Genomic DNA, 23,108 nt, shown 5'->3' on the forward strand with positions numbered 1-23,108 from the left:
GGTTCGCCCGGTACCTAATCTTGCTGTCGTGCAGCGGTTGAGCCTGTGGATGAGAGCGCACCCGGTGTTCGGGGACTCCCTGATCGCCGGGCTGCTGTTCCTGGCCGACCTCTCGTCGTTCGCGAGCACCGACCGGGTGCCCGGCGGAGCGATCTTCCTCGTGGGGCTGCTGCTCACCGTGCCGGTGGCGTTCCGCCGCCGGTACCCGCTGGCCAGCAGCTACGTCGTCCTGCTCGGCGGGTTCCTCCAGCTGATGACGCACGGCGGTCTGCTGGACGGGCTGCCGGTGCGGGCGGGCGACCTGGCGCTGGCCATCGCCCTGTACACGGTCGTGGCCTACGTGGGGAAGCAGCCCGCGCTGCTCTACACGATGGCGCTGTTCGTCGGGACGCTCATCTGGGCGGTGTGGCGGATCGCCGACCCCACCGCCGCGGTGTTCCTCACCGCACTGGTCGCGGCGATCTTCGGGTTCAGCTGGGCGCTCGGCTCGTTCGTCGGCGCGCGGCGGGCCTACCACTCGGAGCTGGAGCAGCGGCTGAAGCTGCTGGAGACCGAGCGCGACCAGCAGGCCAGGATCGCGGTCGGCGAGGAGCGGTCGCGGATCGCCCGCGAGCTGCACGACGTGGTCGCGCACGCGGTCAGCGTGATGGTCGTGCAGGCCGACGGCGCGGGGTACGCGATCCGCACGAAACCGGAGCTGGCCGAGGCCGCCGTGAAGACGATCTCGGACACCGGCAGGCAGGCGTTGACGGAGCTGCGCAGGCTGCTCGGCGTGCTGCGCAGCGAGGACCAGTCAGGCACCCAGTGGGCGCCCCAGCCCGACGCGCGCGAGCTGGAGAACCTGGCGGAGAACTGCCGGGCCGCCGGGCTGCCGGTGCGGCTGGAGATCACCGGTGACGTCGACCAGCTGCCGGTCGGCCTCGGTCTGAGCATCTACCGGATCGTCCAGGAGGCGCTGACCAACACGCTCAAGCACGCGGGCAGCGGCGCGGGCGCGGTGGTGAAGGTGCTGCGCACCGGCGAGAAGGTCGTGGTCGAGGTGACCGACGACGGGTACGGCACGCCGCACGACCTGGTCGCGGTGTCCGGCGGCAACGGCCTCATCGGCATGCGCGAACGGGCCGGTGTGCTCGGCGGCACGCTCGACGCCGGTCCCAATCCGGGCGGTGGCTGGCGGGTTCGCGCCGTGCTCCCGCTGATCGCGTCCTAGGGTGGCACCCGTGATCCGTGTACTGCTCGTCGACGACCAAGAGCTCATGCGCATGGGGTTCCGCATGGTGCTCGGCGCCCAACCCGACGTGGACGTCGTCGGCGAGGCCGCGGACGGGCTCGACGCGGTGCAGCTCGCCGACCAGCTCAGGCCCGACGTCGTGCTGATGGACGTCCGGATGCCGGTGCTGGACGGAGTCGAGGCGACCAAGAGGATCACCGAAGCGGGCACGTCCAAGGTGCTCGTGATGACCACGTTCGACATGGACGAGTACGCGCTGTCCGCGCTGCGCAACGGGGCCAGCGGGTTCCTGCTGAAGGACACCCCGCCCGGTGACCTGGTGTCGGCGCTGCGCGCGGTCGCCAGCGGCGACGCCGTGGTCTCGCCGAGCGTGACGAAGCGGCTGCTGAGCCGGTTCCTCGGGGAGAGCGGTGGCGAGCTGCGCGACGCGGCGGTGCTGGACGTGCTCACCGAGCGGGAGCGCGAGGTGCTGGTGCTGATCGCGAAGGGCCTGTCCAACACCGAGATCGCCCGGAAGCTGTTCCTGTCCGAGGCGACCGTGAAGACGCACGTCGGGCGGATCCTGGCGAAGCTGGAGATCAGGGACCGGGTGCAGGCCGTGGTCCTGGCCTACGAGACCGGTCTGGTGCGTCCGGGGGACGTGTAGTCCTCGGGCCGGTCGGTGGCGTTACGCGTCACGCCACCGACCGGGACCCGGTCGCTCAGCCGATCTTCTCGATGCGGGCGTTGCGGATCAGGAACTTGCCCGGCTCGCGGACCTGCTCGAACGCCGCGTTGTTCAGCAGGGCGCAGCTGCCCGACACGCTCGTGACGCTGACCGTCGTGGACTTGTTGTTGTCCAGGTTCGTGATCTTCAGCTGCGTGCCGACGGGGAACTGGTTGCTGCTGGCACCGGGCGCGCCACCTTCACCGGAGAGCGTCACGGTCGACCCGGCGCAGACGACCTGGCCGGTCGCGGGCTGCGCGGCGGCAGGCGGGTTGGCCGCCGCGGGCTGACCGGCCGCGGGCTGGGCCGCGGCACCGCCGCCGACGACCTCGACGGTGTTGTTGCGGATCACGTTCTTGCCCGCCTCGCGGACCTGGTCCATCGCCGCGGTGTTGAGCAGCGCGCAGCTCGCCGACGTGCCGATGACCGGAACCGTGGTGGACTTCTTGTTGTCCAGGTTCGTGATCTTCAGCTGGGTGCCGACCGGGAACTTGTTGCTCGTGACGCCCGGTGCGGCGTTGTCGGAGAAGAACGTGAGGTTGCCGGGGCACACCGACGCGCCCGCGGCGGGCGCCGGCTGGGCGGCGGGCTGACCCGCGCCGGGCTGCGCCGCGCCGCCACCGCTGACGACCTCGACCTTGTTGTTGCGGATCACGTTCTTGCCGGTCTCGCGGACCTGGTCCATCGCGGCGGTGTTCAGCAGCGCGCAGCTGCCGGACACCCCGGTGACCGGCACCGTCGTGGACTTGCCGTTGTCCAGGTTCGTGATCTTGAGCTGGGTGCCCACCGGGAACTGGTTGCTGGTCACCCCCGGCGCCGCGGTGTCGGAGAAGAACGTGAGGTTCTGGCCCTGGCAGGCGACCGTGCTCGCGGCGCCGCCCCCCATGGCGAAGGCCGACCCGGCACCCGCGCCAACCACCACTAGGAGACCGGCAGCGATCGTCCAGCGCCGCTTTCGCGCTACCTCGGGCATCCGTCGGCTCATTGCCGTCACTTCCTTTCGTCGCGTGACCAGGCCTACGGCCGATGGCGATGCGCGGTTCAGACCAGTGACGGAAACCTGTGGAGGTCAACTATCGGTAGGCCGAGGCATCAACGCTGGTGGGAGCGGTCCCAGTCGACACCACGTCGGTATTCCACCGACCCCAGTCCGGCTGGGTGCCGTCGAGGTCGGTGACCCCGTACTCGTGCATGAGCGACCACGACGACAGCGCCCGACCGGCGAACTTCGCGCGGTCCGGGTCCGCCGCCAGCGCGGCCACCCCTCGACCGAGGTAGTGCGGCGTCTCCGCCATCACGTAGTGCGGCTCCTTGGCGATGGCGTCGCGCCAGTTCTCCTCGGTGACGCCGAAGTGCTCCAGCATCTGCTCGGAGCGCAGGAACCCCGGTGTCACCGCGACCGCCGTGCAGCCGTGCGGTTCCAGCTCCTTCGCCAGCGCGAACCCGAGCCGCCGGATGGCGACCTTCACGGAGTCGTAGGCCATCGACTCGGGGTAGTAGGAGTCGGAGTCGCCGTCGGTCACCTCGACCACGAGGCCGCCCGGCCGCTTGATGACCAGCGGCACCAGCTTGTGCAGCGCCACGAAGTGGGCCTCCATGCAGTTGCGCCACATCCCGAGCTGCCGGTCGAGGTCGGTCTCCCAGAACGGCTTGAACTCGACGTCCTGCTCGCCGCCCCACACGTCGTCCACGAGGACGTCGAGCCTGCCGTCCACTTCGGACTCGATGCGGGCGCGGAACGCGTCCACGTCAGCCGGGACGGTGAAGTCGCAGCGCACCGCGATCCCCCGCCCGCCCGCGGCCGTCACCAGCTCGGCGGTCTCCTCGATCGTCTCGGCGCGCCCCACCCGCGACCGGCTCTCCCGCGTCGAGCGGCCGCCGACGAACACCGTCGCCCCGGCCGCGCCCAGCTCCACCGCGATCGCCCTGCCCGCTCCCCTCGTCGCACCGGTGACCGCGGCCACCTTGTCCCGCAACGGCTTGTCCATCAGACCTTCCTCCACATCCCCAACACCGAGTCCACGTCTTCGGCGACCCGGTCCGCGAACGCGCCGCGGGGCCGGATCGACCAGTCCATCGAAATGCCGTTGATCAGCCCGGCGAGCACCCGCGCGGCGAGCTCCGGGGCGGGTGCGCTGGGCAGCGCGGCGGCGCGCACGAGCACGCACAGCTCGTCCTCGACGGCCGCGAAGTGCTCGACCAGCAGCGCGCGCAGGCTCGGGTCGACGAGGTCGACGCCGAGCTGGGCCAGGCTGTTCGCCGCGACCTCCGGGTCGGCCAGCTCGCCGAACAGCGTGAGGAGCGCGGCGCGGAGGCCGTCGACCGGGTCGTCGGTCGCCCCGGCCGCGTCGCGCATCCTCGTCACCGCGATCCGGGTGGTGACCCGGCTGACCTCTTGCAGGAGGCCGCTCTTGGAGCCGAACCGCTGGGCGATCGTGCCGACGGAGACACCCGCCTCGGCCGCCACCTCCGCGAGGGTGAACTCGGGGCCGCGACGGCCGATCACCAGCATGGTGGCGTCCAGGAGCCGCTCGTCGGTGATCGTCTTGGGCCTGGCCACACGGTTATTGAACCATGGTTCATTAATGGGTGCCAGTGACTATTCTCGACGCGGTGACCACACCTGACTGGCGTCCGCGGCTCATCGCACTCGACATCGACGGAACGATCGCCCGGATGGGCGAGAACGAGATCGCGCCCGCGGTCCGGGCGGCGATCGGGCGGGCGGTGGGACACGGGACGCACGTGGTGCTGTCCACCGGGCGGTCGCTCATGGGGACCCGGACGATCCTGGACTCACTGGGGCTGGAGAACGCCACCGCGCTGTGTTCGAACGGGGCGGTGTGGTGGGACACGACGTCCGCGTCTGTGGTGAAGTGCACGGCGTTCGACGTGGGAGTGGTGATGGACCGGCTGCTGGGGCTGCTGCCGGGAGCGGTGTACGGCGCCGAGGTGACCGGGGTCGGGAACCTGATGTACGGCCGTTTTCCGGAGGGGAACCTGTGGGGGGAGCTGCGGGAGGTCGGCCTGGAGGAGTTCGTCGCGGAGCCGACGCCGCGGCTGGTGGTGCGGTGGCTGGACCACACGCCGGAGGAGATGGCGTTCCGGCTGATGGACGTGGAACTGCCGGGGGCGGACTGGACGGTGGATCACACGATCGCGTGGTTGACGGCCGGGCCGGTGGGGGTGACGAAGGGGGCCGAGCTGGAGGAGCTGCGGGTTCGATTGGGGGTGGAGGCGTCGGAGACGTTGGCGATCGGGGACGGGCACAACGACGTGGAGATGCTGCGGTGGGCGGCGCACGGGGTGGCGATGGGGCAGGCGCCCGCGACTGTGAGGGAGGCGGCGGATGAGGTGGTGGGGAGTGTGTTCGAGGATGGGGCGGCGGGGGTTTTGGATCGGTTTTTTCCGGGGTGAGGGGGTGGGGGTGGGGGGGTCACCCCGGCTCGCCGAGTGTTCTATGCCCACCACCGCTTGTCAAGACGATAGGGCTGTCTTGACAAGCGGTGGTGGGCATAGAGGGGCTTTCTCGTCGGGGTGGGTGGGGGAGGTGTGGGTGGGGAGGGCATCAGGCTGCGCCTGACAGGGCATCCTCGCTGCGCGTCGGACAGAGCATCCTTGCTGCGCGGCGGACAAGGCCCCAGGCGCTCCGCGCCGGATGCGCGCTGGCGGGCTTCGCCCGGTGGGGTGTTGTGCTCGGCTGCGCCATCGGGGGGAAGGCATCCTCGCTGCGCGTCGGATGGGGTGGTAGGGGTGGGGGTGGGGTTAGTCGGTTACGTCGAGTTTGGCTACGACCTTGATGTCGCGGACTCGGACTACGACCTCGTCGGGGACGCCGTTGCGTTCGGCGAATTCGTCGGCGCGGTGGTCGCCCATGTAGCGGGCGGCGATGCGGCCGGTCCAGTACTTGACCTGGTCGCGGTTGTCGTCGATTTGGGCGGTGCCGCTGATGGTGGCGAAGGAGAACGGGGGGAGTTCGTCGTCGAAGCAGATGGAGACGCGGCCGTCGCGGGCGATGGCCTTGCCCTTGATGGACCGGGTGTTGGTGGTGAAGACCAGGGTGCCGCCGTCCAGGTCGACCCACACGGGGGAGACGTGGGGGGAGCCGTCCTTGCGGACGATGGCGAGCTTGCCGGTCTTGGCTGGTGCCGCGGAGATGAACTCGCGCCACCAGCCCTCAGGAGCGTCGGTGTAACCCATGACCGAACACCGTAGAGGCCTCCGTCCCTGAGAAAAATCGGCAAAGGCCTAGGGGGCGACTCAGGGTCACCACTGATTGCTACGACCGAGGTATCGAGGACAGTAAGACTGAAGTCGCACCGAACAATCAACTACAGACCGATGTGTCCGACCCCTGCGGAGCGGCAGGCTGTGATCCATCAACCAGGGGAAGCGGCAGGCGCCGCCAGGGGAGAGATCATGATCGAGGCGATCGGCCTCACCAAGCGGTACGGGAACACGGTGGCGGTGGACGACCTGTCGTTCACCGTGGCTCCCGGCAGGGTGACGGGGTTCCTCGGGCCCAACGGCGCGGGCAAGTCCACGACCATGCGGATGATCCTGGGGCTCGACCGGCCGACGAGCGGCAAGGCGCTCATCGACGGGAAGCCCTACGCGCAGCTGGACCGTCCACTGCGGACGGTCGGGGCGCTGCTCGACGCGAAGTGGGTGCACCCCAACCGCTCGGCGCGGGCGCACCTGCAGTGGCTGGCGAAGTCCAACGGGCTGCCCGCGCGTCGGGTCGAAGAGGTGTTGGAGATGGTGGGGCTCACGGCGGTCGCGAAGCGGCGGGCCGGGGGCTACTCGTTGGGCATGGCGCAGCGGTTGGGCATCGCGGGGGCGTTGCTGGGGGACCCGCAGGTGCTGCTGTTCGACGAGCCGGTGAACGGGTTGGACCCGGAGGGCATCCTCTGGATCCGGCAGTTCATGCAGGGCCTGGCGGCGGAGGGGCGCACCGTGCTGGTGTCGAGCCACCTGCTGTCGGAGATGGCGCTGACCGCGCAGGACCTGGTGGTCATCGGCAAGGGCAAGATCATTTCGCAGAGCAGCACGACGGAGTTCATCGAGCGGGCGACGGAGAACAGCGTCCTGGTGCGCAGCCCGCAGGCGAGCAAGCTCGGACCGCTCCTGGTCGACAAGGGGTACACGGTCCGCACCGACGACGACGGCTCGCTGTCGGTCACCGGGGCGACCAGCGACCAGGTCGGCGACATCGCGGGCGCCAACGCCGTGGTGCTGCACGAGCTGAGCCCGCAGCGCGGATCGCTGGAGCAGGCGTTCATGCAGCTGACCGGCGACTCCGTCGAGTACCACGCCGAGATCGGGAAGTGAATCGATGACTCTGCTCGCAGTCGAACGCATCAAGCTGTTCAGCACGCGCTCGCCGTGGTGGTGCATGGCGCTGGCCATCGCGCTCACCGTCGGCATGGCCTCGTTGATCGCGGCCAACACGGGTGACCAGTTCCCGCTCAACGTGGCGGTCACCCAGAGCTTCACCGACTTCGGGATGGTCGTGATCATGGTGATGGCCGCCTTGGCCGCCACCACCGAGTACCGGTTCGGCACGATCCGGGCCACGTTCCTCGCGGTGCCGAGCCGCACCGGGGCGCTGGTCGCGAAGGCCACCGTCGTGGCGCTGCTCGCCGGCGTCGTGGGCGAGGTCGTCGCCTTCGGGTCGTGGGGGATCAGCAAGCTGATCAAGCCGAACGTCGACCTGGCGATCAACTCCACCGCGGAGTGGCGCAACGTCGCGGGCACCGGCCTGGTGTTCATGATCGCCGCGCTCCTCGCGGTGGCGGTGGGCATCCTGATCAGGCAGACCGCGGGGGCGGTCGCGATCCTGCTCGTCTACACGATGCTGGTGGAGAACCTGATCGGGCTCATCCCGACGCTCGGCCAGAAGATCCAGCGCTGGCTGCCGTTCATGCACGCGAACAACTTCCGGACCGCGGACGGCGCACCGGTCACCGACGGACCGGGCGCCGGATCGCAACTGGACTTCCCGTTCGGCCCATGGGGATCGCTGGCCTACTTCGCGGCCATCGGTGTCGGTCTGCTGGTCGTGGCGCTGGTCGTCGCGAAGCGGCGGGACGCGTAAAGGGGACGCGTAGGGATGAACGGATCCGACCGCACGGGCGCATCGGGGTCGCTCGCGGTCGGAACGGGGGAGAAGGAGCTCGGATCACCTCTCGGGGTGGTGGTCCGGGCTCCTTCAACGTTCTCGGATCGCGAAGATCACCGGAATGCGCGACGGTTGTCCGGAACACCGCGGCAGTCGCCCCAAGGACCGGGAAGTGAACCAGTGACCCTGCTCGCCGTCGAACGCATCAAGCTCTTCAGCACGCGCTCGCCCTGGTGGTGCATGGCGCTGGCCATGGTGATCACCATCGGCATGGCCGCGCTGATCTCGGCCAACACCGACGACCGGTTCCCGCTGACCGTGTCGGTGTCGCAGGGGTTCAGCAACTTCGGGATGGTCGTGATCATGGTGATGGCCGCGCTGGCCGTCACGACGGAGTACAGGTTCGGCACGATCCGGGCCACCTTCCTCGCCGTGCCCGGCCGCGTGCAGGCGCTGCTGGCCAAGACCGCCGTCGTGGCGCTGCTCGCGGGCGTTGTCGGCGAGGCCGTGGCGTTCGGCTCCTGGGGCATCGGCACGCTGATCAAGCCCGACGCCGACATGGCGATCAACTCCTCGGCGGAGTGGCGCAACGTGGCGGGCACCGGCCTGGTGTTCGCGCTCGCCGCCGTGCTGGCCGTCGCGGTGGGCGTCCTGGTGCGCCAGACAGCAGGCGCCGTGGCGATCCTGCTGGTCTACACGATGCTGGTGGAGAGCCTGATCGGGCTCATCCCCACGCTCGGCCAGAAGATCCAGCGCTGGCTGCCGTTCCAGAACTCGACCAACTTCCAGACGGCGGGCAACGAGTCGTTCATGAACGAGACCGGCGGCCTGGACTACCCGTTCGGGCCCTGGGGGTCGCTGGTCTACTTCGCCGCCATCTGCGTCGGCCTGCTCGTCGTGGCGCTCGTGGTGGCCAAGCGGCGGGACGCCTAGCTCGTTCGTTCACGCACAACGGACCCGATCGGAGCGGTCATGATCGAAGCTGCGGGACTCACCAAGCACTACGGCACCACGGTCGCCGTCGACGACCTGTCGTTCACCGTCGAGGCGGGCCGCGTGACCGGCTTCCTCGGCCCGAACGGCGCCGGCAAGTCGACCACCATGCGGATGATCCTGGGGCTGGACACCCCCAACAAGGGCCGCGCGCTCATCGACGGCAAGCCCTACGTGGAGCTCAAGCGCCCGCTCGGCACGGTCGGCGCGCTGCTCGACGCGAAGTGGGTGCACCCCAACCGCTCGGCCCGCTCGCACCTGCGCTGGCTCGCCAAGTCCAACCACATCTCCTACCAGCGCGTCGACGAGGTGCTGGAGATGGTCGGCCTCACCGCCGTCGCCCACCGCAACGCAGGCGGCTTCTCGCTCGGCATGGCGCAGCGGCTCGGCATCGCGGGCGCGCTGCTGGGCGACCCCTCGGTCCTGCTGTTCGACGAGCCCGTCAACGGCCTCGACCCCGAGGGCATCGTCTGGATCCGCCAGTTCATGCACCGCCTCGCGGGCGAGGGCCGGACCGTGCTGGTGTCGAGCCACCTGCTCTCGGAGATGGCGCAGACCGCGCAGGACCTGATCGTCATCGGCAGGGGCAAGCTGATCGCCCAGACCAGCACCGACCAGTTCATCAAGGACGCCACCGAGGACAGCGTCCGGGTCCGGTCGCCGCACGCCGACAAGCTCCGCGAGCTGCTCGACGGCTCCGCCGCGGTCACCGACGACGCCGTCGACGGCGCCCTCGTCGTGCACGGCATGGACCCCGCGTCGATCGGTGAGCTGGCCGCCGCGAACGGCGTCGTGCTGCACGAGCTGAGCCCGACGCGCGGCTCGCTGGAGGAGGCGTTCATGCAGCTGACCAAGGAGTCGGTGGAGTACCACGGAGCGTGAGCACCCCTCACCCGAACGCGCGCTCACGACCGGCGGATTACGTCCGACCGCACGGCTCCACGACGTTCCGGGCGACCCCTGGAAAACCGCGTTCTCGCACTTCAAACCTGAAAGTGGTGCCTTTCACACAGTGGGTCTCACCACGAATAATCGATGTCCGACATGTTTCAAGAAGGACACCGGACAGGTCAGGCGTAAGACATCCGTTAATAGCACGTGAACTCCGGCACAGCTCCATGACAACGGCCTCCGCACAGGCTCAGATGGAGGTACGGATCGCACGCAGGCCCTGGCACAGCGCGGTGCTCACCAGGTGTGGCCGCGTCCGCGATCGGATATCCCCCGTCTAGGAACTCCGCGGAGGTGAACCCGTGACGGTGCTTGACCCCAACCCGGTAGCCGGATCCCCGGTTGCCAAGAACGCCCGACCCCGCGCACACGGTGTGCGGGTCGAGCCGATGGTCGGTCTCGAATGGTCGCACGCCATCGAGTCCACGAACACGGTTGACCTCGCGTTGAGCCCCGCCGACCACCGGCGCTCGTGGATCCACCGCGCGGACGAGGAACAGGTGCTGTCGCTGTTCCGCGCCGTGCACACCGTCACGCAGAACCCGCCTTCCCCGTGGTGGCTCAGAGCGCTGCACCGGGGCAAGCTGCCCTCCCGCGCCGCGGGCTTCGCGGTCGAGGACGAGGTGACCGCGCTGCTGATCTCCCGACCCGGCTGGGTCTACGTGCCCTGGGCGTCGGAGGGGGAGGTCGGCTACTGGGAGTTCGTGCCGTCGGAGAGCGGCGTGTACGGCCCCTCCGAGCCGACGACGGTCCAGTTCACCGACCTGCACCCCGGCTGGGTCGACCTGCTCCCCGTGCACCGGGGGCCGGGCCTCCAGCAGCCGATCGCGTTCACCGCGGCCGACCTGCGCGAGCAGATCGAGGACCTGGAGAACATCGCCTGACGTGTGCTTCGGCGGGGCTTTGTAGGCTGTGCGGTCGTGACCCCCAGCCAGCAGACCCCGCCGAACCACCGGTCCATCGTCAGCTTCGTCCAGCGCGGCGAGCGGATGACGGTCGGCCAGCAGAAGGCGTGGGACGCGCACTGGGAGCGCCTCGGGCGGGACGTGAAGGAGCTGCCCGCCGGTCCGGTGGACTTCACCGGGTGGTTCGGGCGGGACGCGCCGGTGCTGCTGGAGATCGGTTCGGGCATGGGCGAGACCACGTCGCAGCTGGTCGCCGACGCCCCGGACGTGAACTACGTGGCCGTCGAGGTCTACAAGCCCGGCCTGGCGATGCTGATCCTGCGCGCCGAGCTCCTCGAGGTCGACAACCTGCGCCTGCTGCGCGGCGACGCGGTCGACCTGATCACCGAGCACGTGCCCGAGGCCTCGCTGTCCGGCGTGCGGATCTTCTTCCCGGACCCGTGGCCGAAGAAGAAGCACCACAAGCGCCGCCTCGTGCAGCCGGAGTTCATCTCGCTGCTGTCCTCGCGCCTGGTGCCCGGCGGGATGCTGCACCTCGCGACCGACTGGGAGAACTACGCCGACCAGATGATGGCGGTCTGCTCGGCTGAGCCGAAGCTCGACAACCCGCACGCGGACGAGCCCGGTGGGTGGGCACCGCGACCGGAGTGGCGGCCGATCACCAAGTTCGAACAGCGCGCGGTCGAGGAGGACCGGATCAGCCACGATCTGATGTTCCTCCGGAACACGCTCACCTGACCGTGTACTCAAGTCACGACCCTCAGTGGTCGATGTGCCACCACTGAGGGTTTCGGGATCGCTTGATCGGGTGGTGCTTGTTGATCACCCGGAGTGCCCCGTCTGGCAGTGACGAGTAAAGACGTTCCGCAACTACGGTTACCGACCGTGACCGCAGTCCACAACGGAGTCAGAGCGCTCCCCGAGGCACCAGACCTCGATGCCGCGGAGGGTTTCCTCCGCATGTTCCACATCGCACACCCCGAGGCGGGCGCCATCGGCACCCGGCTGGCGGCCGTGCGTGCGGAAGTGGCGCAGACCGGTACCTACCGGCACACCACCCAGGAGCTGTCCTACGGCGCGCGGATCGCGATGCGCGACAGCGGCTGGTGCACCAGCGGCCTGCCGTGGCGCAGGCTGAAGGTGCGCGACCTGCGCGGCCTGCGCAACGCGGCCGCCGTGGCCAACGAGTGCGTCGAGCACCTGCGGCTGGCCACCAACGGCGGTGAGATCCGCCCGCTGGTGACGGTGTTCGCGCCGGACTCGCCGTCCGGACCCGGCCCGTGCGTCTGGAACGAGCAGCTCATCCGGTACGCCGGGTACTCCGACGGCATCGGCGACCCGCGCTACGCCGCGTTCACCGACGCGGTGCAGGGCATGGGCTGGAAGGCGCCGACCATGCGCAGCAGGTTCGACGTGCTGCCGCTCGTCGTGGAGACCGCCCACGAGGGACCGCGGCTGTTCACGCTGCCACCTGAGGTGGTGCACGAGGTGCCGATCGAGCACCCCGACCTGCCGTGGTTCGGCGGGCTCGGGCTGCGCTGGCACGCCGTGCCGGTGATCGGCAACATGCGGCTGTCCATCGGCGGCGTCAGCTACCCCGCGGCGCCGTTCAACTCGTGGTTCGTCGGGTCCGAGATCGGCACCCGCAGCCTGGGCGACGAGAACGGCTACGCCGCCGCCAAACCCGTCGCGCAAGCGCTTGGCCTGGACACGACCTCCGAGCGCACGCTGTGGCGCGACCGCGCCGTCGTCGAGCTGAACCGCGCGGTGCTGCACTCGTTCGACCGCGCCGAGGTGACCATCACCGACCACCACGCCGAGTCGCAGCACCGGCTGTCGTGGCTGCGCGCCCGGCAGCGGCACAGCGGCAACCGGCCGACGTTCCGCCTCGACCCCGGCTCGGCGCAACGAGCGCGCACCGGTGGCCCCGCGCGATTTTCCGCATCGGAAAGCGAAACCACCCGACCCCAGTCCCCCGGTCGTTTGGCGGAACTCCTCAGGCACCACAACGACCGCTCGAGCGGACTGCACTCCGACGATTCGCGATAATTACAAGCCGGTAATTCCCGGCGGATTCCTCAGCGCTGCGAGTCGACCATCACGCCTGATAGGGCCATCAGGATCAGAATGAGCAAGCCGACGACAGCGCCGAACCACGTAGCGATAACCGTGAACATGACGTCCTCCGTTTCCCCGAACCTCGCCACTCCAGAATCACCCCTCACCGGGTGATCCGACATCGGCCAGCGGGGTATTTCCGCAGGGGTCCGGGTCAGCCTTCCGGCTGATGCCGCACCCGACCGGGGGCGGACGCGCTCTCAGCCTCCAGGTCCTACGGTGGCTCCTTGTGCAGAGCTCACAGTTGGACTGGCGAGCGTTGGCCAGACGCCAGTGGCCGTTGGTCCTGGCACTGCTGTTCCTGGGGTTCCTGGAGACCGTGTCCGTCTGGTCCGGCGACCCCGCGCGGCTGCTCCAGATCCCCGGCTCCATCGTGGTGTGCGTCCTCGCGGTGCTGTCGCCCCGCCGCCCGTTCGACACCGCGCTGGTCACGGCGGCGGCCATCCTGGCCAGCTCGGTGCTGCTCAGGATCGTGAACCAGGCGGGCACCCCGCAGATCCTGGGCGGGCTGAGCTTCACCGAGACGGCGGCGCTGATGGCGTTGATCGCCATCCTCGTCCGGCAGGCACCGAGGGCGCGGGCGGCGATCGGGGTCGTCCTGCTCATCGCGACGGTGGTCGCGGCGAAGCTGATCCGGCCGGACTACTTCGAGCTGCAGGGGTACGAGTCCACCAGCCTGCCCGACGACCTGATCGGCGGCGGCGTGATCCTGGTCCTCTCGGTGGGGACGGGGCTGTACTTCCGGTCCCGCGACCGGGAGCGCAGCCGCGGCGTCGAGGCCGAGATCCTCGAGGCGCAGCACGCCGAGCGGATGGCGTTGGCGCGGGAGCTGCACGACGTGGTCGCGCACTACGTGACCAGCATCGTCGTGCACTCGCAGGCCGCGGAGGCCGTGCTCGAGCTGAACCCGGACGCGGCCCGCGAGGTGCTGCCGGTGATCACCAACAGCGGTACCGAGGCGCTGGCCGCGATGCGCAGGCTCGTCGGCACGCTGCGCGGCTCCGAGCTCGCCGGGCACGGCGCGGTCGACTCGACCAGCGACCTCGCGGGCGACGTGCGGGCCGTGGCCGACCAGTCGAACCTGCCGGTGCACCTGGAGTTCGACCTGTCCGACCAGGTGCCGCCGGAGTTCGAGCGGTCGGTGCTGCGCCTGGTGCAGGAGTCGCTGACCAACTCGCGCAAGCACGCCTCCGACGTGAGCCGGGTGGACGTGTCGGTGTCGACGAAGGAGGGGGCGGTGCACGTGCGCGTCGCCGACAACGGCCGCGGCACCCGGCAGGTGCCGATCGGCGGGTCGGGCGGGTACGGGCTGGTCGGCATGCGCGAACGCGTCGAGCTGCTGGGCGGCACGTTCACAGCGGGCACGCGGCCCGGTGACGGCTGGGAAGTGCGGGCCAGCATCCCGATCACGACCTGAGCGTTCAAGAGGCCCGACGCGTCATCGCGCCGGGCCCCTCGGTGGAGACAGGTCTGGTGACGAGCGGATACCCGGTCCGTGCGGGACCAAACCAGACCGGGCAGGATTTGCCCCATGTCCTCGCGCCTGCACGCCCCGGTGGTCCTGCCCTGCGATCCGACCTGCGGCGTGCTGCGGGACGCCGTGGTCGACGTGGCCGACGACGGCCGCATCACCCACGTCGGACCGGCGGCCACCGCGCCCGCGTTCGACGGCGAGCGGCGCGAGCTGACCGGCATCCTCATGCCCGGCCTCGTGAACACGCACGCCCACAGCCCGATGACCGTGCTCCGCGGTCTGGGCGGCGACCTGCCGCTGCTGCGCTGGCTGCAGGAGGCGATCTGGCCGAACGAGGCCAAGATGACCCCGCAGGACAGCGGCGCCGGCATGCTCCTCGGCGCCGTCGAGATGCTGCGCAACGGCGTCACCACCAGCGCCGAGATGTACTTCCACGCCGAACAGCTCGTCGAGTCCGCGCTGGCCGCGGGCTCGCGCACCGTCGTCGGCATCGCCGTGCTCGACCTGCCCGGCATGCCGTGGCGCCCGATGGCCGAGGCGATCGACAAGTGGATCGACGCCGACGGCCTCCGCTTCGGCCCCGGCGACCGCGTCGAGCTCGGCTACGGCCCCCACTCCGCGTACATGCTCGCACCCGAGGTGCTCGGCGAGCTCGCCGCCGCTGCCCGGCAGCGCGGCGCCCTCACCCAGATCCACGTCGCCGAGGCCCCGAACGAGGACGCCGCCCAGCGCGCCTCCCACGGCTCGGTGCCGAAGCTGCTGGAACAGGCCGGCGTCCTCGACGGCCGCGTGCTCTCCGCGCACTCCGTGCACCTGTCCGCCGAGGACATCGCCATCTACGCGAAGCACCGCGTCGGCGTCGCCCACTGCCCCGGCTCCAACACCAAGCTCGCCTCCGGCATCGCCCCGCTCCGCGCCTACCTCGACGCGGGCGTCCCCGTCGGCCTCGGCACCGACGGCCCCGCCAGCAACGACGACCTCGACCTCTTCGAAGAAGCCCGCCTGGCCGCCCTCCTCGCCAGGGTCACCGCCCTCGACGCCTCCGCCGTCAAAGCCGCCGACGCCCTCCTCCTCGCCACCCGCGGCGGCGCCGCCGCCCTCGGCCGCACCGACATCGGCACCCTGGCCCCCGACCACTGGGCCGACCTCGTCCACATCGACGTCGACGACCCCGCCTTCGCCACCGGCCTCGACGCCCCCGACGACCAGATCCTGGCGAACCTCGTGTGGGCCACGGGTTCCCGGCGGGTGCTCGACGTGTGGGTGGCGGGGGAGCAGGTCGTGGCCGGCGGGGAGAGCACGCGGGTGGACCGGGCGGAGGCTCAGGCGGCGGTGGGCGCCGTCGCGGCTCGCCTGCGGGGCTGATCTGCGGGCTGGCCCACCCGCTGGGTTCACGCCATTCGCTTACAGGTCGGGCAGATCCGCCTGGATTGCCGCATAGGGGCGTCGAAGCAGGGCTCACGTATCCCGCGCCGACCGGCTTCGCGTTCAAGCCGGTCCTGGTGGCCTGGCTGTGCCGACCCAGGAAGTCGGGAACGCGGTTGCGGGCTGGCCGACCGCTCACCGCAGTGGTGACTATCGATGTGCAGCCATCACGGCGTTCGGTTCCGAAGGCGTAGGGCCGTTCCTCGCACAAGGTGCGATCGACCCACCATTGGTCTCCCACCGGTGGCGACGGCTCCGTTCGCGGACGACCGCGACGGCCCCGTATCGCGGGGACGGCTCGGGTCAAGGGCATCAGTTGCGTGACGTCGTTGCGGTTGCCGCCGGTCAGCGACACCGCCAACGGGATGCCGTGCGCCTCGGTGATCAGATGGTGTTTCGAGCCAGGCCTGGCACGGTCGACTGGGCTCGGTCCGGTTTTGGGCCGCCCTTCATGGCTCGCAAGTGGGAGTCGTCGATCACCGCCCGCGACCAGTCCAACGCACCGGCCCCGTTCAACTCGGCCGGCAGCGATTCGTGCAGGCGCTGCCAGACCCCGGCCTCGTTCCAGTCCCGCAGTCGCCGCCAGCAGGTCATGCCCGACCCGAACCCCAACTCCTGCGGCAGGAACTCCCAGGAGATGGCCGTGTACAGCACGAACAGGATGCCGCACAACGCTGTGCGGTCATCCAGTCGAGGACGACCAGGGTGACGAGGGTCGTGTCAGGCGACCGGCAGCAACGACTCGATGCGTGCCCACAACTCGTCGGACACGATCCACGGAGGCTGCTGCCCCTTCCAGGTCGGGCAGATCCGCCTGGCCTGCCGCATAGAGAACGTCAAAGCAGGGCTCACGTATCCCGCGCCGACCGGCTCGCGCTCAGGCCGGTCCTGATGACCTTGCCGTGCCGACCCCAGGGACATCGGGAACGCGGTTGCCGACCGGCTGACCGCCACCGCAGTACACCGAGACATCCATCAAGATCACCACCACCGCCCCCGATACAGACCCCGCCCGACCCAGGGGGACAGCCCTGGGCCAGTTTATCGAGGTGGGAGGCCTGGTGGGGGTGGCGGGCGGGGAGCTGTGGACAACTTCGAGGCTGTGGACAACTCGTGGTGGTGGCGCGAGGGCGGGTGACCTGCGCGGAGAGGGCCGACGTGCTCCGGGGCTCGTGTGGAGGTCTGAAAGTCCCGCTGGTCGGGTGAACGCCGACCCGCCAAGACATGGCTGCAAGTCCTCCCGAAGCACCGCGGGTCCGGCAGGCAACGACTCCGAGCCTGCCAGCTCCAAAGCAGCACGCCGCGTCAGCCAGGACCGCGACCAGCTCCAGCGATGCGCCGGTACCGGCCAAGCACCACCGAAGACCCGACACCAGCCAGAAACCACACCTACTGCAGCCAAACCCGACGACCGCCCCGCCTAGTGCGCCCGTGGCCGGATGACGATGTCGGTGAGGTGGGCGTCGGGGCTGGCGTGGACGGCGGCGGCGACGGCGCGGCCGACCGAGTCCGCTTCGAGGTAGTACTGCGGTTCGTACTCGCCGCCCTCCTGGGCGCGGACGTCGCGCTGCATGTCGGTGTCGACGCGGCCGGGGTGGACCGAGGTGACGCGGAGGCCGCCGCGGTCTTCTTCGGCGCGCAGCGAGTCGCCGAAGGCGTGCAGGGCGAACTTGCTGGCGGCGTAGACGCCCCAGTTGGGGTTGGCGCGCAGGCCCGCGCCGGAGTTGATGAGGACGACGTGGCCCTTGGCCGAGCGGAGGGCCGGGAGGAGGAGGCGGGTGAGCTCGGCGACGGCGAAGACGTTGAGGTCGAACGTGCGGCGCCAGACGTCGGGGGTGGCGTCGGCGACGTGGCCGAGCTCGGTCATGCCCGCGCTGTGCACGAGCACGTCGAGGCTGTCGATGTCGGCGGTGGCCTCGGCGAGCGCGGCGGGGTCGGTGATGTCGACCGGCCAGGTGCGGGCGTCGGGGAGGGAGGCCGCGAGGGACGTGAGGGCGGCGGAGTCGCGGCCGCCGAGGAGCAGCTGGTGGGTGTCCGCGAGGGAGCGGGCGATGGCGGCGCCGATGCCGCGTGACGCCCCGGTGATCAAAGCGACGGGTGACATACCGGAACCCTAAGGGGCGGGATCGTCCTGCGGCTCGGTGGAACCGCAGGACGATCCGCCGTCACGCGGTGGCGTAGAAGGTGTAGAGCGCGCGGTAGGGAACGGACAGCTGCGCGTTCGGCTGGCACGTGCCCGCCGGGGCGACGCCGCCCTCGGTGTTCAGCCGCTGCACGTAGGTGACGCCGCCGAGCAGGCCGTCGCCGCGGGTGGTCTTGGTCTTGAGGAGGAGCTCCGGGATGGCGTCGGGCCGGTCGGCCTTGCCGCCCTCGACCGGGGTCGCGTCGACGGCGCTGCCGTCCACGGTGGACACCCAGACCGGGCCGCGGGAGTGCAGGATGATCGGCTTGCCGTCCTTGTCCACCAGGGTGGCGGCGGGTTCGAGGAGCTTCCACGCGCCGGCGGTGCAGGTGTAGGCCTGGACACCGCCGGCCTCGTACCTGCCGACGAGCTTGTTGCCGTCCGGGACCCGAACGGCGGCGGCGACGGGGGTGTCGGCCACCTTGACGTCCGAAGACGGTAGGGCGGTGCCCGCCGTGGCGTCGCCGCCGCACGCCGTCGTCGCACCCGCCAACGCGATGGCGCCGAGGGTCAGTCCGATGAGCTTGATGCGCTTCACTTCGCACTCCTGTGGGATGGCCGTTGGGGGAACCGGCTGTCCGCGGTGCAGCCACCGACAACACGTGCGGTGTTCTGGAGTGGTTCAAGTTCAGCGCGGAAGTGGCCTGGGACACAGGATGCGCCCCAGGCCACCGTCTCGAGTGGACTCAGCCGCAGATGCGGCCGTTGTCCTTCTTCCACGCCACCACGACGGCGGGCCGGGGCTGGCTGGTGCCGCCGTCGGGCCAGTGCGACAGCGGGTTGTCCGCGTTCGCGCCGGTGATCTCACCGGGGTGCTGCACCGACACCAGCACGAACCGGTCGTTGACCACGGGGCCGCAGGTCTCGGCGCCCTTGGGCACGGTCAGGAACTGCTTCACGCGGCCGCGGTACTTCCCCTCGACGGGCACGGCGAACAGGCCGTCGTTGGAGCCCAGGGCGTTGCCGTCGGTGGAGATCCACAGGTTGCCCGCGCTGTCGAACGCCACGTTGTCCGGGCACGAGATGGGGCTGACCTGCGACTTGTCGTAGCCGCCGAAGTAGGTGTCGGCGGTGGCCGGGTCGCCGCAGACCAGCAGCAGCGTCCAGCGGAACGTCGTCGCGGTCGGGTCGCCCCGGTTCTCCTCCCACTCCAGGACGTGGCCGTTCTTGTTGCCCACGCGCGGGTTGATCTCGGTGCCCGCTTCCTTGCCGGGCTTGCCGCGGTCGGTGTTGTTGGTCAGCGCGGCGTACACCTTCCCGGTGCGCGGGCTGGCCTCGATGTCCTCCGGCCGGTCCATCTTCGTGGCGCCCGCCTTGTCGGCCGCGAGCCTGGTGAAGACGTACACCTCCTCGGCGGTGAACCCGTCCACGAACGACCGGTCGCCGCTGACCAGCTTGAGCCACTCGCCGGTGCCGTCGAAGTGGCCGTCGGACGGCAGCTTGCCGGTGCCGTCGATCTCGGCGGCCGGGCTGTTGCCGCTGAACCTGGCGACGTAGAGCGTGCCGTCGGAGAGCAGCTTCTTGTTCTGCTCGCGGGCACGCCTGCTGTCGCCCTTCACGATCTTGTTCTTCGACACGTACTTGTAGATGTAGTCGAACCGCTCGTCGTCGCCCATGTACGCGACGACCCGGCCGTCCTTCGCCACGCGGATGGTGCAGCCCTCGTGCTTGAACCGGCCGAGCGCGGTGTGCTTCACCGGCGCCGCGTCCTTGTCGTGCGGGTCGATCTCGACGACCCAGCCGAACCGGTTGAACTCGTTGGGCTCCTGCGCCAGGTCGAAGCGCTTGTCGAACCGCTCCCACTTGCGCTCGGTCGCCGCGCCCGGCAGGCCGTAGCGGGTGGCGCGGGCCAGCGCGACCGGGTCGGTGATCGAGGCGCCACCGGCGAAGTAGCCGTTGAAGTTCTCCTCGCCGGACAGGATCGTGCCCCACGGGGTCACGCCGCCCGCGCAGTTGCCGAACGTGCCGAGCACCTTCTTGCCGGTCGGGTCGACCGACGTCTTCAGGAACTTGCTGCCCGCGGCCGGTCCGTCGACGACGAACGGGGTGGTCGCGGTGATGCGGCGGTTGTACTTGCGGTCCAGCTTCGGCACGAGCTTGCCGCTGCGGTGGTCCTGCTCGACCACGACGACGGAGAACCCGTGCGCCGCCCAGCCGATCTTGACCTGCGCCTCGGTGGGGTTGTTGGCGTCGTAGCCCTTGTGCAGGAACGGTTCCGTTGTGTACTCGTGGTTCGACCCCATCAGCCAGCGGTTCCAGCCGTCGAGCGGGACCAGGCCGCAGAAGTCGTTGTTGTAGCCGAACTGCAGGGCCTGCGCCTCGGGCGTCTGGTGGTCGAAGTCGAACGCGGGCGCGCCCGGCACGACCGGGTCGCCCCAGCGGATCACGACGGCGGACTCGTAGCCCTCGGCCGTGACGACGCGGTCCTCGGTGTTCGGTGCCACGGCGGTGAAGTTGAGGCCGTCCCGACGGCGGCCGCCGCCCAGGTCGGCGTCGGCGTTCAGGTCGGCGGAGGGCGGGGGTGTCGCGGGGGCCGCGGCCGCGCTGCCGGTGCCGAGGGTCGCGGCGCCGAGACCCGCCACCGTGAGCACGGCACCCGCCTTCAGGGCACCGCGGCGGCTGACGACCTCGCGGACGACGTCGCCGAAGTAGGCGTTGTCCGACGTGTTGGGCGCGTCGTGCGCACAGGCGTTGGCGCAGCGGTAGAGACAGGTCGTCTCCGACCGCCCCAGGGGGTGGTTGGGCAGCAACAGGGGCAGCAGGCGACGGCCCCGATCGGCGGGTGCGGACACGCGGACCTCCGTGGTGGGTCGGTGGGAACCGGCCGACCGTAGGAGGGGAAGCGGTTGTCCAGTGGACATCGAGGTGAACGCCGGACGAACACCCGCCGATCAGGGCACCTCAGGACCCGATGCCGTCCGGCTGCCGCCTGCCCGGCTTCCACACCGCGACCACCGACGGACGGGGCTGGCTGGTGCCGCCGTCCGGCCAGTGCGACACCGGGTTGTCCGCGTTCGCGCCGTCCACCTCACCCGGGTGCTGCACGCACACCAGCACCACCCGCTCGGTGATGACCGGTCCGCACGTCTCCGCGCCGCGCGGCACGGTGAGGAACTGCTTGAGGTGCCCGCGGTGCGAGCCCGACACCGGGACGCCGAACAGCCCGTCGTTGTTGCCGTTCAACGCGGCCGCGGAGTCGCTGGAGATCCACAGGTTGCCGTGCGGGTCGAACGCCACGTTGTCCGGGCTGGAGATCGGCGACACCTGGTCCTTCGGGAAGCCCGCGAAGTAGGTGTCCGGTGCGGCCGGGTCGCCGCAGACCAGGAACAGGTTCCAGGAGAACGCCAGAGCGAGCGGGTCGCCACGGCGTTCGGTCACCTCCAGCACCTGGCCGTGCTTGTTGAGCAGCCTCGGGTTCGGCTCGGTCGCGCCTTCCTTGCCGGGCTTGCCGCGGTCGACGTTGTTGCTCAGCGCGCAGTAGACGACGCCGGTCGTCGGGTGCGCCTGGATGTCCTCGGGCCGGTCCATCTTGGTGGCGCCGACCTTGTCGCCCGCGAGCCGGGTGAAGACGTAGACCTCCTCTGCCGTCATGCCCTCCACGAACGACCGGTCGCCGGACGCGAGCGGGATCCACTCGCCGGAGCCGTCGAAGTTCCCGTCGGACGGCAGCTTCCCGGTGCCGTCGATCTCGGCGGGCGGGCTGTCGCCGGTGAAGCGGCCGACGTAGAGCGTGCCGTCGTCGAGCAGCGTCATGTTGTGCCTGCGCGCGGCCTTGCTGTCGCCCTTGCGCACCTTGCCGGTGGAGATGAACTTGTAGATGTACTCGAACCGCTCGTCGTCACCGGAGTACGCGACGACCCGGCCGTCGGCGGCGACCCGGATGTTCGCGGTCTCGTGCTTGAAGCGGCCGAGGGCGGTGTGCTTGACCGGTGTCGAGGTCGGGTCGTTCGGGTCGAGCTCGACCACCCAGCCGAACCTGTTGACCTCGTTGGGCTCCTGGGCCAGGTCGAACCGCTTGTCGAAGCGCTCCCACTTGCGCCCGGTCGCCGTGCCGGTGACGCCGTAGCGGGTCAGCCTCGGGTCGTTGAGCGGTCCGGCGTTGGCGAAGTACTGGTTGAAGTTCTCCTCGCCGGACAGGATCGTGCCCCACGGCGTCACGCCGCCCGAGCAGTTGTTCATCGTGCCGAGCACGCGCTTGCCGGTCGGGTCGACCGACGTCTTGAGCAGGTCGCTGCCGGCCGCCGGTCCGCGCACCTCGAACGGCGTGTGCAGGGTGAACCGCCGGTTGAAGCGGCTGAACGACGGCGTGAGCTTCCCGGAGGTGGCGGACCGCCGGACCATCACCACGCTCAGGCCGTGCGCCGCCCACGCGATGCGCACCTGCTCCTCGGTGGGGTTGTTGGCGTCGTAGCCGTGGAACATCATCGGCTCGGTCGTGTACTCGTGGTTGGTCACCAGCAGGTTGACCAGCCCCAAGGGGTCCTGGGGGAGCAGCGCGGCGAAGTCGCAGTTGAAGCCGAACTGCTGGGCCTGCTTCTCGGCGGTCTGGTCGTCGAAGTCGAACTGGGGCACGCCGGGGAACAGCGGGTCGCCCCACCGGATCACGACGTGCTGCTGGTACCCGTCGGGCACCACCACCGCGTCCAGCTGGTTGGGGGCCACGGCCTTGAAGTCGAGCCCGCGCGGCGCCTGGTCGGGGCGCTGCCGCTCCTCGGGGTCGGCGGTGGCCGTGCCGGTCGCGGCGAACCCGGTGCTCGCGGCGAACGCGACCACCGCTCCGGCCTTGAACGCGGTGCGCCGGTCGATCAGCTGCTGGACCACGTCGCCGAGGTAGTTGTTGGCGGACGTGTTGGGCACGTCGTGGAAACACGCGTTGCCGCACCGGTACTCGCACGTCAGCGCGGCACGGCTGGATGAGTGGTTGGACAGCAGGGGTAGGTGTCGCACTCGAACGCCTCCTACGGTCAGTCCGGGGAACACACTGACCGTAAGGGGTCGTTCA

General features: G+C 70.2%; 19 protein-coding genes and 2 pseudogenes. 12 read left to right on the plus strand and 9 right to left on the minus strand.

The window, feature by feature from the left end; translation table 11 throughout:
* The first annotated feature begins 49 nt into the window (after window positions 1-49).
* Entirely contained in the window at window positions 50-1,210 is a 1,161-nt protein-coding gene (locus tag CLV43_RS00260) for a sensor histidine kinase (protein WP_211304226.1), read from the plus strand.
* Window positions 1,211-1,220: 10 nt separating this feature from the next.
* Window positions 1,221-1,877 carry a response regulator gene (locus tag CLV43_RS00265; protein ID WP_106185870.1) on the plus strand — a complete coding sequence of 219 codons (657 nt, stop codon included), beginning with the start codon at window positions 1,221-1,223 and terminating at the stop codon, window positions 1,875-1,877.
* Window positions 1,878-1,932: 55 nt separating this feature from the next.
* Here CLV43_RS00265 and CLV43_RS50400 read toward each other — a convergent pair.
* The 3 genes and pseudogenes from CLV43_RS50400 to CLV43_RS00280 form a co-directional block, all read right to left on the minus strand.
* Window positions 1,933-2,208, minus strand: a pseudogene (locus tag CLV43_RS50400) (hypothetical protein); the annotation flags it as partial.
* An 802-nt stretch (window positions 2,209-3,010) separates the two neighbouring features.
* A complete protein-coding gene (locus CLV43_RS00275) occupies window positions 3,011-3,925 on the minus strand; it encodes an SDR family oxidoreductase (protein ID WP_106184926.1) in 915 nt (304 codons plus the stop codon).
* Entirely contained in the window at window positions 3,925-4,497 is a 573-nt protein-coding gene (locus CLV43_RS00280) for a TetR/AcrR family transcriptional regulator (protein WP_106184927.1), read from the minus strand. Before CLV43_RS00280 ends, CLV43_RS00275 begins: the two co-directional genes overlap by 1 nt.
* A 53-nt stretch (window positions 4,498-4,550) precedes the next feature.
* On the opposite strand from CLV43_RS00280, the gene CLV43_RS00285 reads away from it, so the two are divergent.
* On the plus strand, window positions 4,551-5,354 hold the full coding sequence (locus tag CLV43_RS00285) for an HAD family hydrolase (RefSeq protein ID WP_106185872.1): 804 nt from the start codon (window positions 4,551-4,553) through the stop codon (window positions 5,352-5,354).
* Between the two features lie 348 nt (window positions 5,355-5,702).
* On the opposite strand, the gene CLV43_RS00290 is transcribed toward CLV43_RS00285, so the two are convergent.
* Window positions 5,703-6,137 carry a PPOX class F420-dependent oxidoreductase gene (locus CLV43_RS00290; protein ID WP_106184928.1) on the minus strand — a complete coding sequence of 145 codons (435 nt, stop codon included), beginning with the start codon at window positions 6,135-6,137 and terminating at the stop codon, window positions 5,703-5,705.
* A gap of 219 nt (window positions 6,138-6,356) precedes the next feature.
* Here CLV43_RS00290 and CLV43_RS00295 point away from each other — a divergent pair, with 219 nt between their 5' ends.
* From CLV43_RS00295 to CLV43_RS00335, 9 genes are all read left to right on the plus strand, one after another.
* The gene (locus tag CLV43_RS00295; RefSeq protein ID WP_106184929.1) at window positions 6,357-7,268 is read left to right on the plus strand and encodes an ABC transporter ATP-binding protein; all 912 of its coding nucleotides are present in this window, start codon (window positions 6,357-6,359) and stop codon (window positions 7,266-7,268) included.
* A 4-nt stretch (window positions 7,269-7,272) separates the two neighbouring features.
* On the plus strand, window positions 7,273-8,034 hold the full coding sequence (locus tag CLV43_RS00300) for an ABC transporter permease (protein WP_106184930.1): 762 nt from the start codon (window positions 7,273-7,275) through the stop codon (window positions 8,032-8,034).
* A gap of 204 nt (window positions 8,035-8,238) precedes the next feature.
* Window positions 8,239-8,991 carry an ABC transporter permease gene (locus CLV43_RS00305; RefSeq protein WP_106184931.1) on the plus strand — a complete coding sequence of 251 codons (753 nt, stop codon included), beginning with the start codon at window positions 8,239-8,241 and terminating at the stop codon, window positions 8,989-8,991.
* Between the two features lie 39 nt (window positions 8,992-9,030).
* On the plus strand, window positions 9,031-9,933 hold the full coding sequence (locus CLV43_RS00310; protein WP_106184932.1) for an ABC transporter ATP-binding protein: 903 nt from the start codon (window positions 9,031-9,033) through the stop codon (window positions 9,931-9,933).
* A gap of 458 nt (window positions 9,934-10,391) precedes the next feature.
* Window positions 10,392-10,886 carry a hypothetical protein gene (locus CLV43_RS00315; RefSeq protein ID WP_245886038.1) on the plus strand — a complete coding sequence of 165 codons (495 nt, stop codon included), beginning with the start codon at window positions 10,392-10,394 and terminating at the stop codon, window positions 10,884-10,886.
* A 105-nt stretch (window positions 10,887-10,991) separates the two neighbouring features.
* A complete protein-coding gene (gene trmB, locus CLV43_RS00320; protein ID WP_245886155.1) occupies window positions 10,992-11,645 on the plus strand; it encodes a tRNA (guanosine(46)-N7)-methyltransferase TrmB in 654 nt (217 codons plus the stop codon).
* Between the two features lie 222 nt (window positions 11,646-11,867).
* Window positions 11,868-12,956: a nitric oxide synthase oxygenase gene (locus tag CLV43_RS00325; RefSeq protein WP_245886039.1), complete on the plus strand. Its 1,089-nt coding sequence runs from the start codon at window positions 11,868-11,870 to the stop codon at window positions 12,954-12,956.
* A gap of 328 nt (window positions 12,957-13,284) precedes the next feature.
* The gene (locus CLV43_RS00330) at window positions 13,285-14,442 is read left to right on the plus strand and encodes a sensor histidine kinase (RefSeq protein ID WP_245886040.1); all 1,158 of its coding nucleotides are present in this window, start codon (window positions 13,285-13,287) and stop codon (window positions 14,440-14,442) included.
* Window positions 14,443-14,556: 114 nt separating this feature from the next.
* Window positions 14,557-15,864 (plus strand): amidohydrolase family protein, encoded by a 1,308-nt coding sequence (locus CLV43_RS00335; RefSeq protein WP_106184937.1) that lies wholly within the window; start codon window positions 14,557-14,559, stop codon window positions 15,862-15,864.
* A 229-nt stretch (window positions 15,865-16,093) separates the two neighbouring features.
* On the opposite strand, the pseudogene CLV43_RS49025 reads toward CLV43_RS00335, so the two are convergent.
* From CLV43_RS49025 to CLV43_RS00360, 5 genes and pseudogenes are all read right to left on the minus strand, one after another.
* Window positions 16,094-16,752: pseudogene (locus CLV43_RS49025) on the minus strand (IS5 family transposase); the annotation flags it as partial.
* A gap of 592 nt (window positions 16,753-17,344) precedes the next feature.
* Window positions 17,345-18,028: an SDR family oxidoreductase gene (locus tag CLV43_RS00345; RefSeq protein WP_106184938.1), complete on the minus strand. Its 684-nt coding sequence runs from the start codon at window positions 18,026-18,028 to the stop codon at window positions 17,345-17,347.
* A gap of 61 nt (window positions 18,029-18,089) precedes the next feature.
* On the minus strand, window positions 18,090-18,644 hold the full coding sequence (locus tag CLV43_RS00350) for a DUF3455 domain-containing protein (protein WP_106184939.1): 555 nt from the start codon (window positions 18,642-18,644) through the stop codon (window positions 18,090-18,092).
* 148 nt (window positions 18,645-18,792) lie between these two features.
* A complete protein-coding gene (locus CLV43_RS00355) occupies window positions 18,793-20,898 on the minus strand; it encodes a PhoX family protein (RefSeq protein ID WP_245886041.1) in 2,106 nt (701 codons plus the stop codon).
* Between the two features lie 109 nt (window positions 20,899-21,007).
* Entirely contained in the window at window positions 21,008-23,053 is a 2,046-nt protein-coding gene (locus CLV43_RS00360; RefSeq protein WP_106184941.1) for a PhoX family protein, read from the minus strand.
* Window positions 23,054-23,108: the final 55 nt, after the last annotated feature.

This window comes from Umezawaea tangerina (genome assembly GCF_003002815.1).
Taxonomy (GTDB): domain Bacteria; phylum Actinomycetota; class Actinomycetes; order Mycobacteriales; family Pseudonocardiaceae; genus Umezawaea; species Umezawaea tangerina.

What these genes read in the sequence shown, in the direction of transcription:
- CLV43_RS00260 (WP_211304226.1), top strand. Translation starts at nt 50, where the DNA reads ATGAGAGCGCACCCGGTGTTCGGGGACTCCCTGATCGCCGGGCTGCTG.
- CLV43_RS00335 (WP_106184937.1), top strand. Translation starts at nt 14,557, where the DNA reads ATGTCCTCGCGCCTGCACGCCCCGGTGGTCCTGCCCTGCGATCCGACC.
- CLV43_RS00345 (WP_106184938.1), bottom strand. Translation starts at nt 18,028, where the DNA reads ATGTCACCCGTCGCTTTGATCACCGGGGCGTCACGCGGCATCGGCGCC.
- CLV43_RS00275 (WP_106184926.1), bottom strand. Translation starts at nt 3,925, where the DNA reads ATGGACAAGCCGTTGCGGGACAAGGTGGCCGCGGTCACCGGTGCGACG.
- CLV43_RS00295 (WP_106184929.1), top strand. Translation starts at nt 6,357, where the DNA reads ATGATCGAGGCGATCGGCCTCACCAAGCGGTACGGGAACACGGTGGCG.
- CLV43_RS00325 (WP_245886039.1), top strand. Translation starts at nt 11,868, where the DNA reads ATGTTCCACATCGCACACCCCGAGGCGGGCGCCATCGGCACCCGGCTG.
- CLV43_RS00290 (WP_106184928.1), bottom strand. Translation starts at nt 6,137, where the DNA reads ATGGGTTACACCGACGCTCCTGAGGGCTGGTGGCGCGAGTTCATCTCC.
- CLV43_RS00315 (WP_245886038.1), top strand. Translation starts at nt 10,392, where the DNA reads ATGGTCGGTCTCGAATGGTCGCACGCCATCGAGTCCACGAACACGGTT.
- trmB (WP_245886155.1), top strand. Translation starts at nt 10,992, where the DNA reads ATGACGGTCGGCCAGCAGAAGGCGTGGGACGCGCACTGGGAGCGCCTC.
- CLV43_RS00300 (WP_106184930.1), top strand. Translation starts at nt 7,273, where the DNA reads ATGACTCTGCTCGCAGTCGAACGCATCAAGCTGTTCAGCACGCGCTCG.
- CLV43_RS00310 (WP_106184932.1), top strand. Translation starts at nt 9,031, where the DNA reads ATGATCGAAGCTGCGGGACTCACCAAGCACTACGGCACCACGGTCGCC.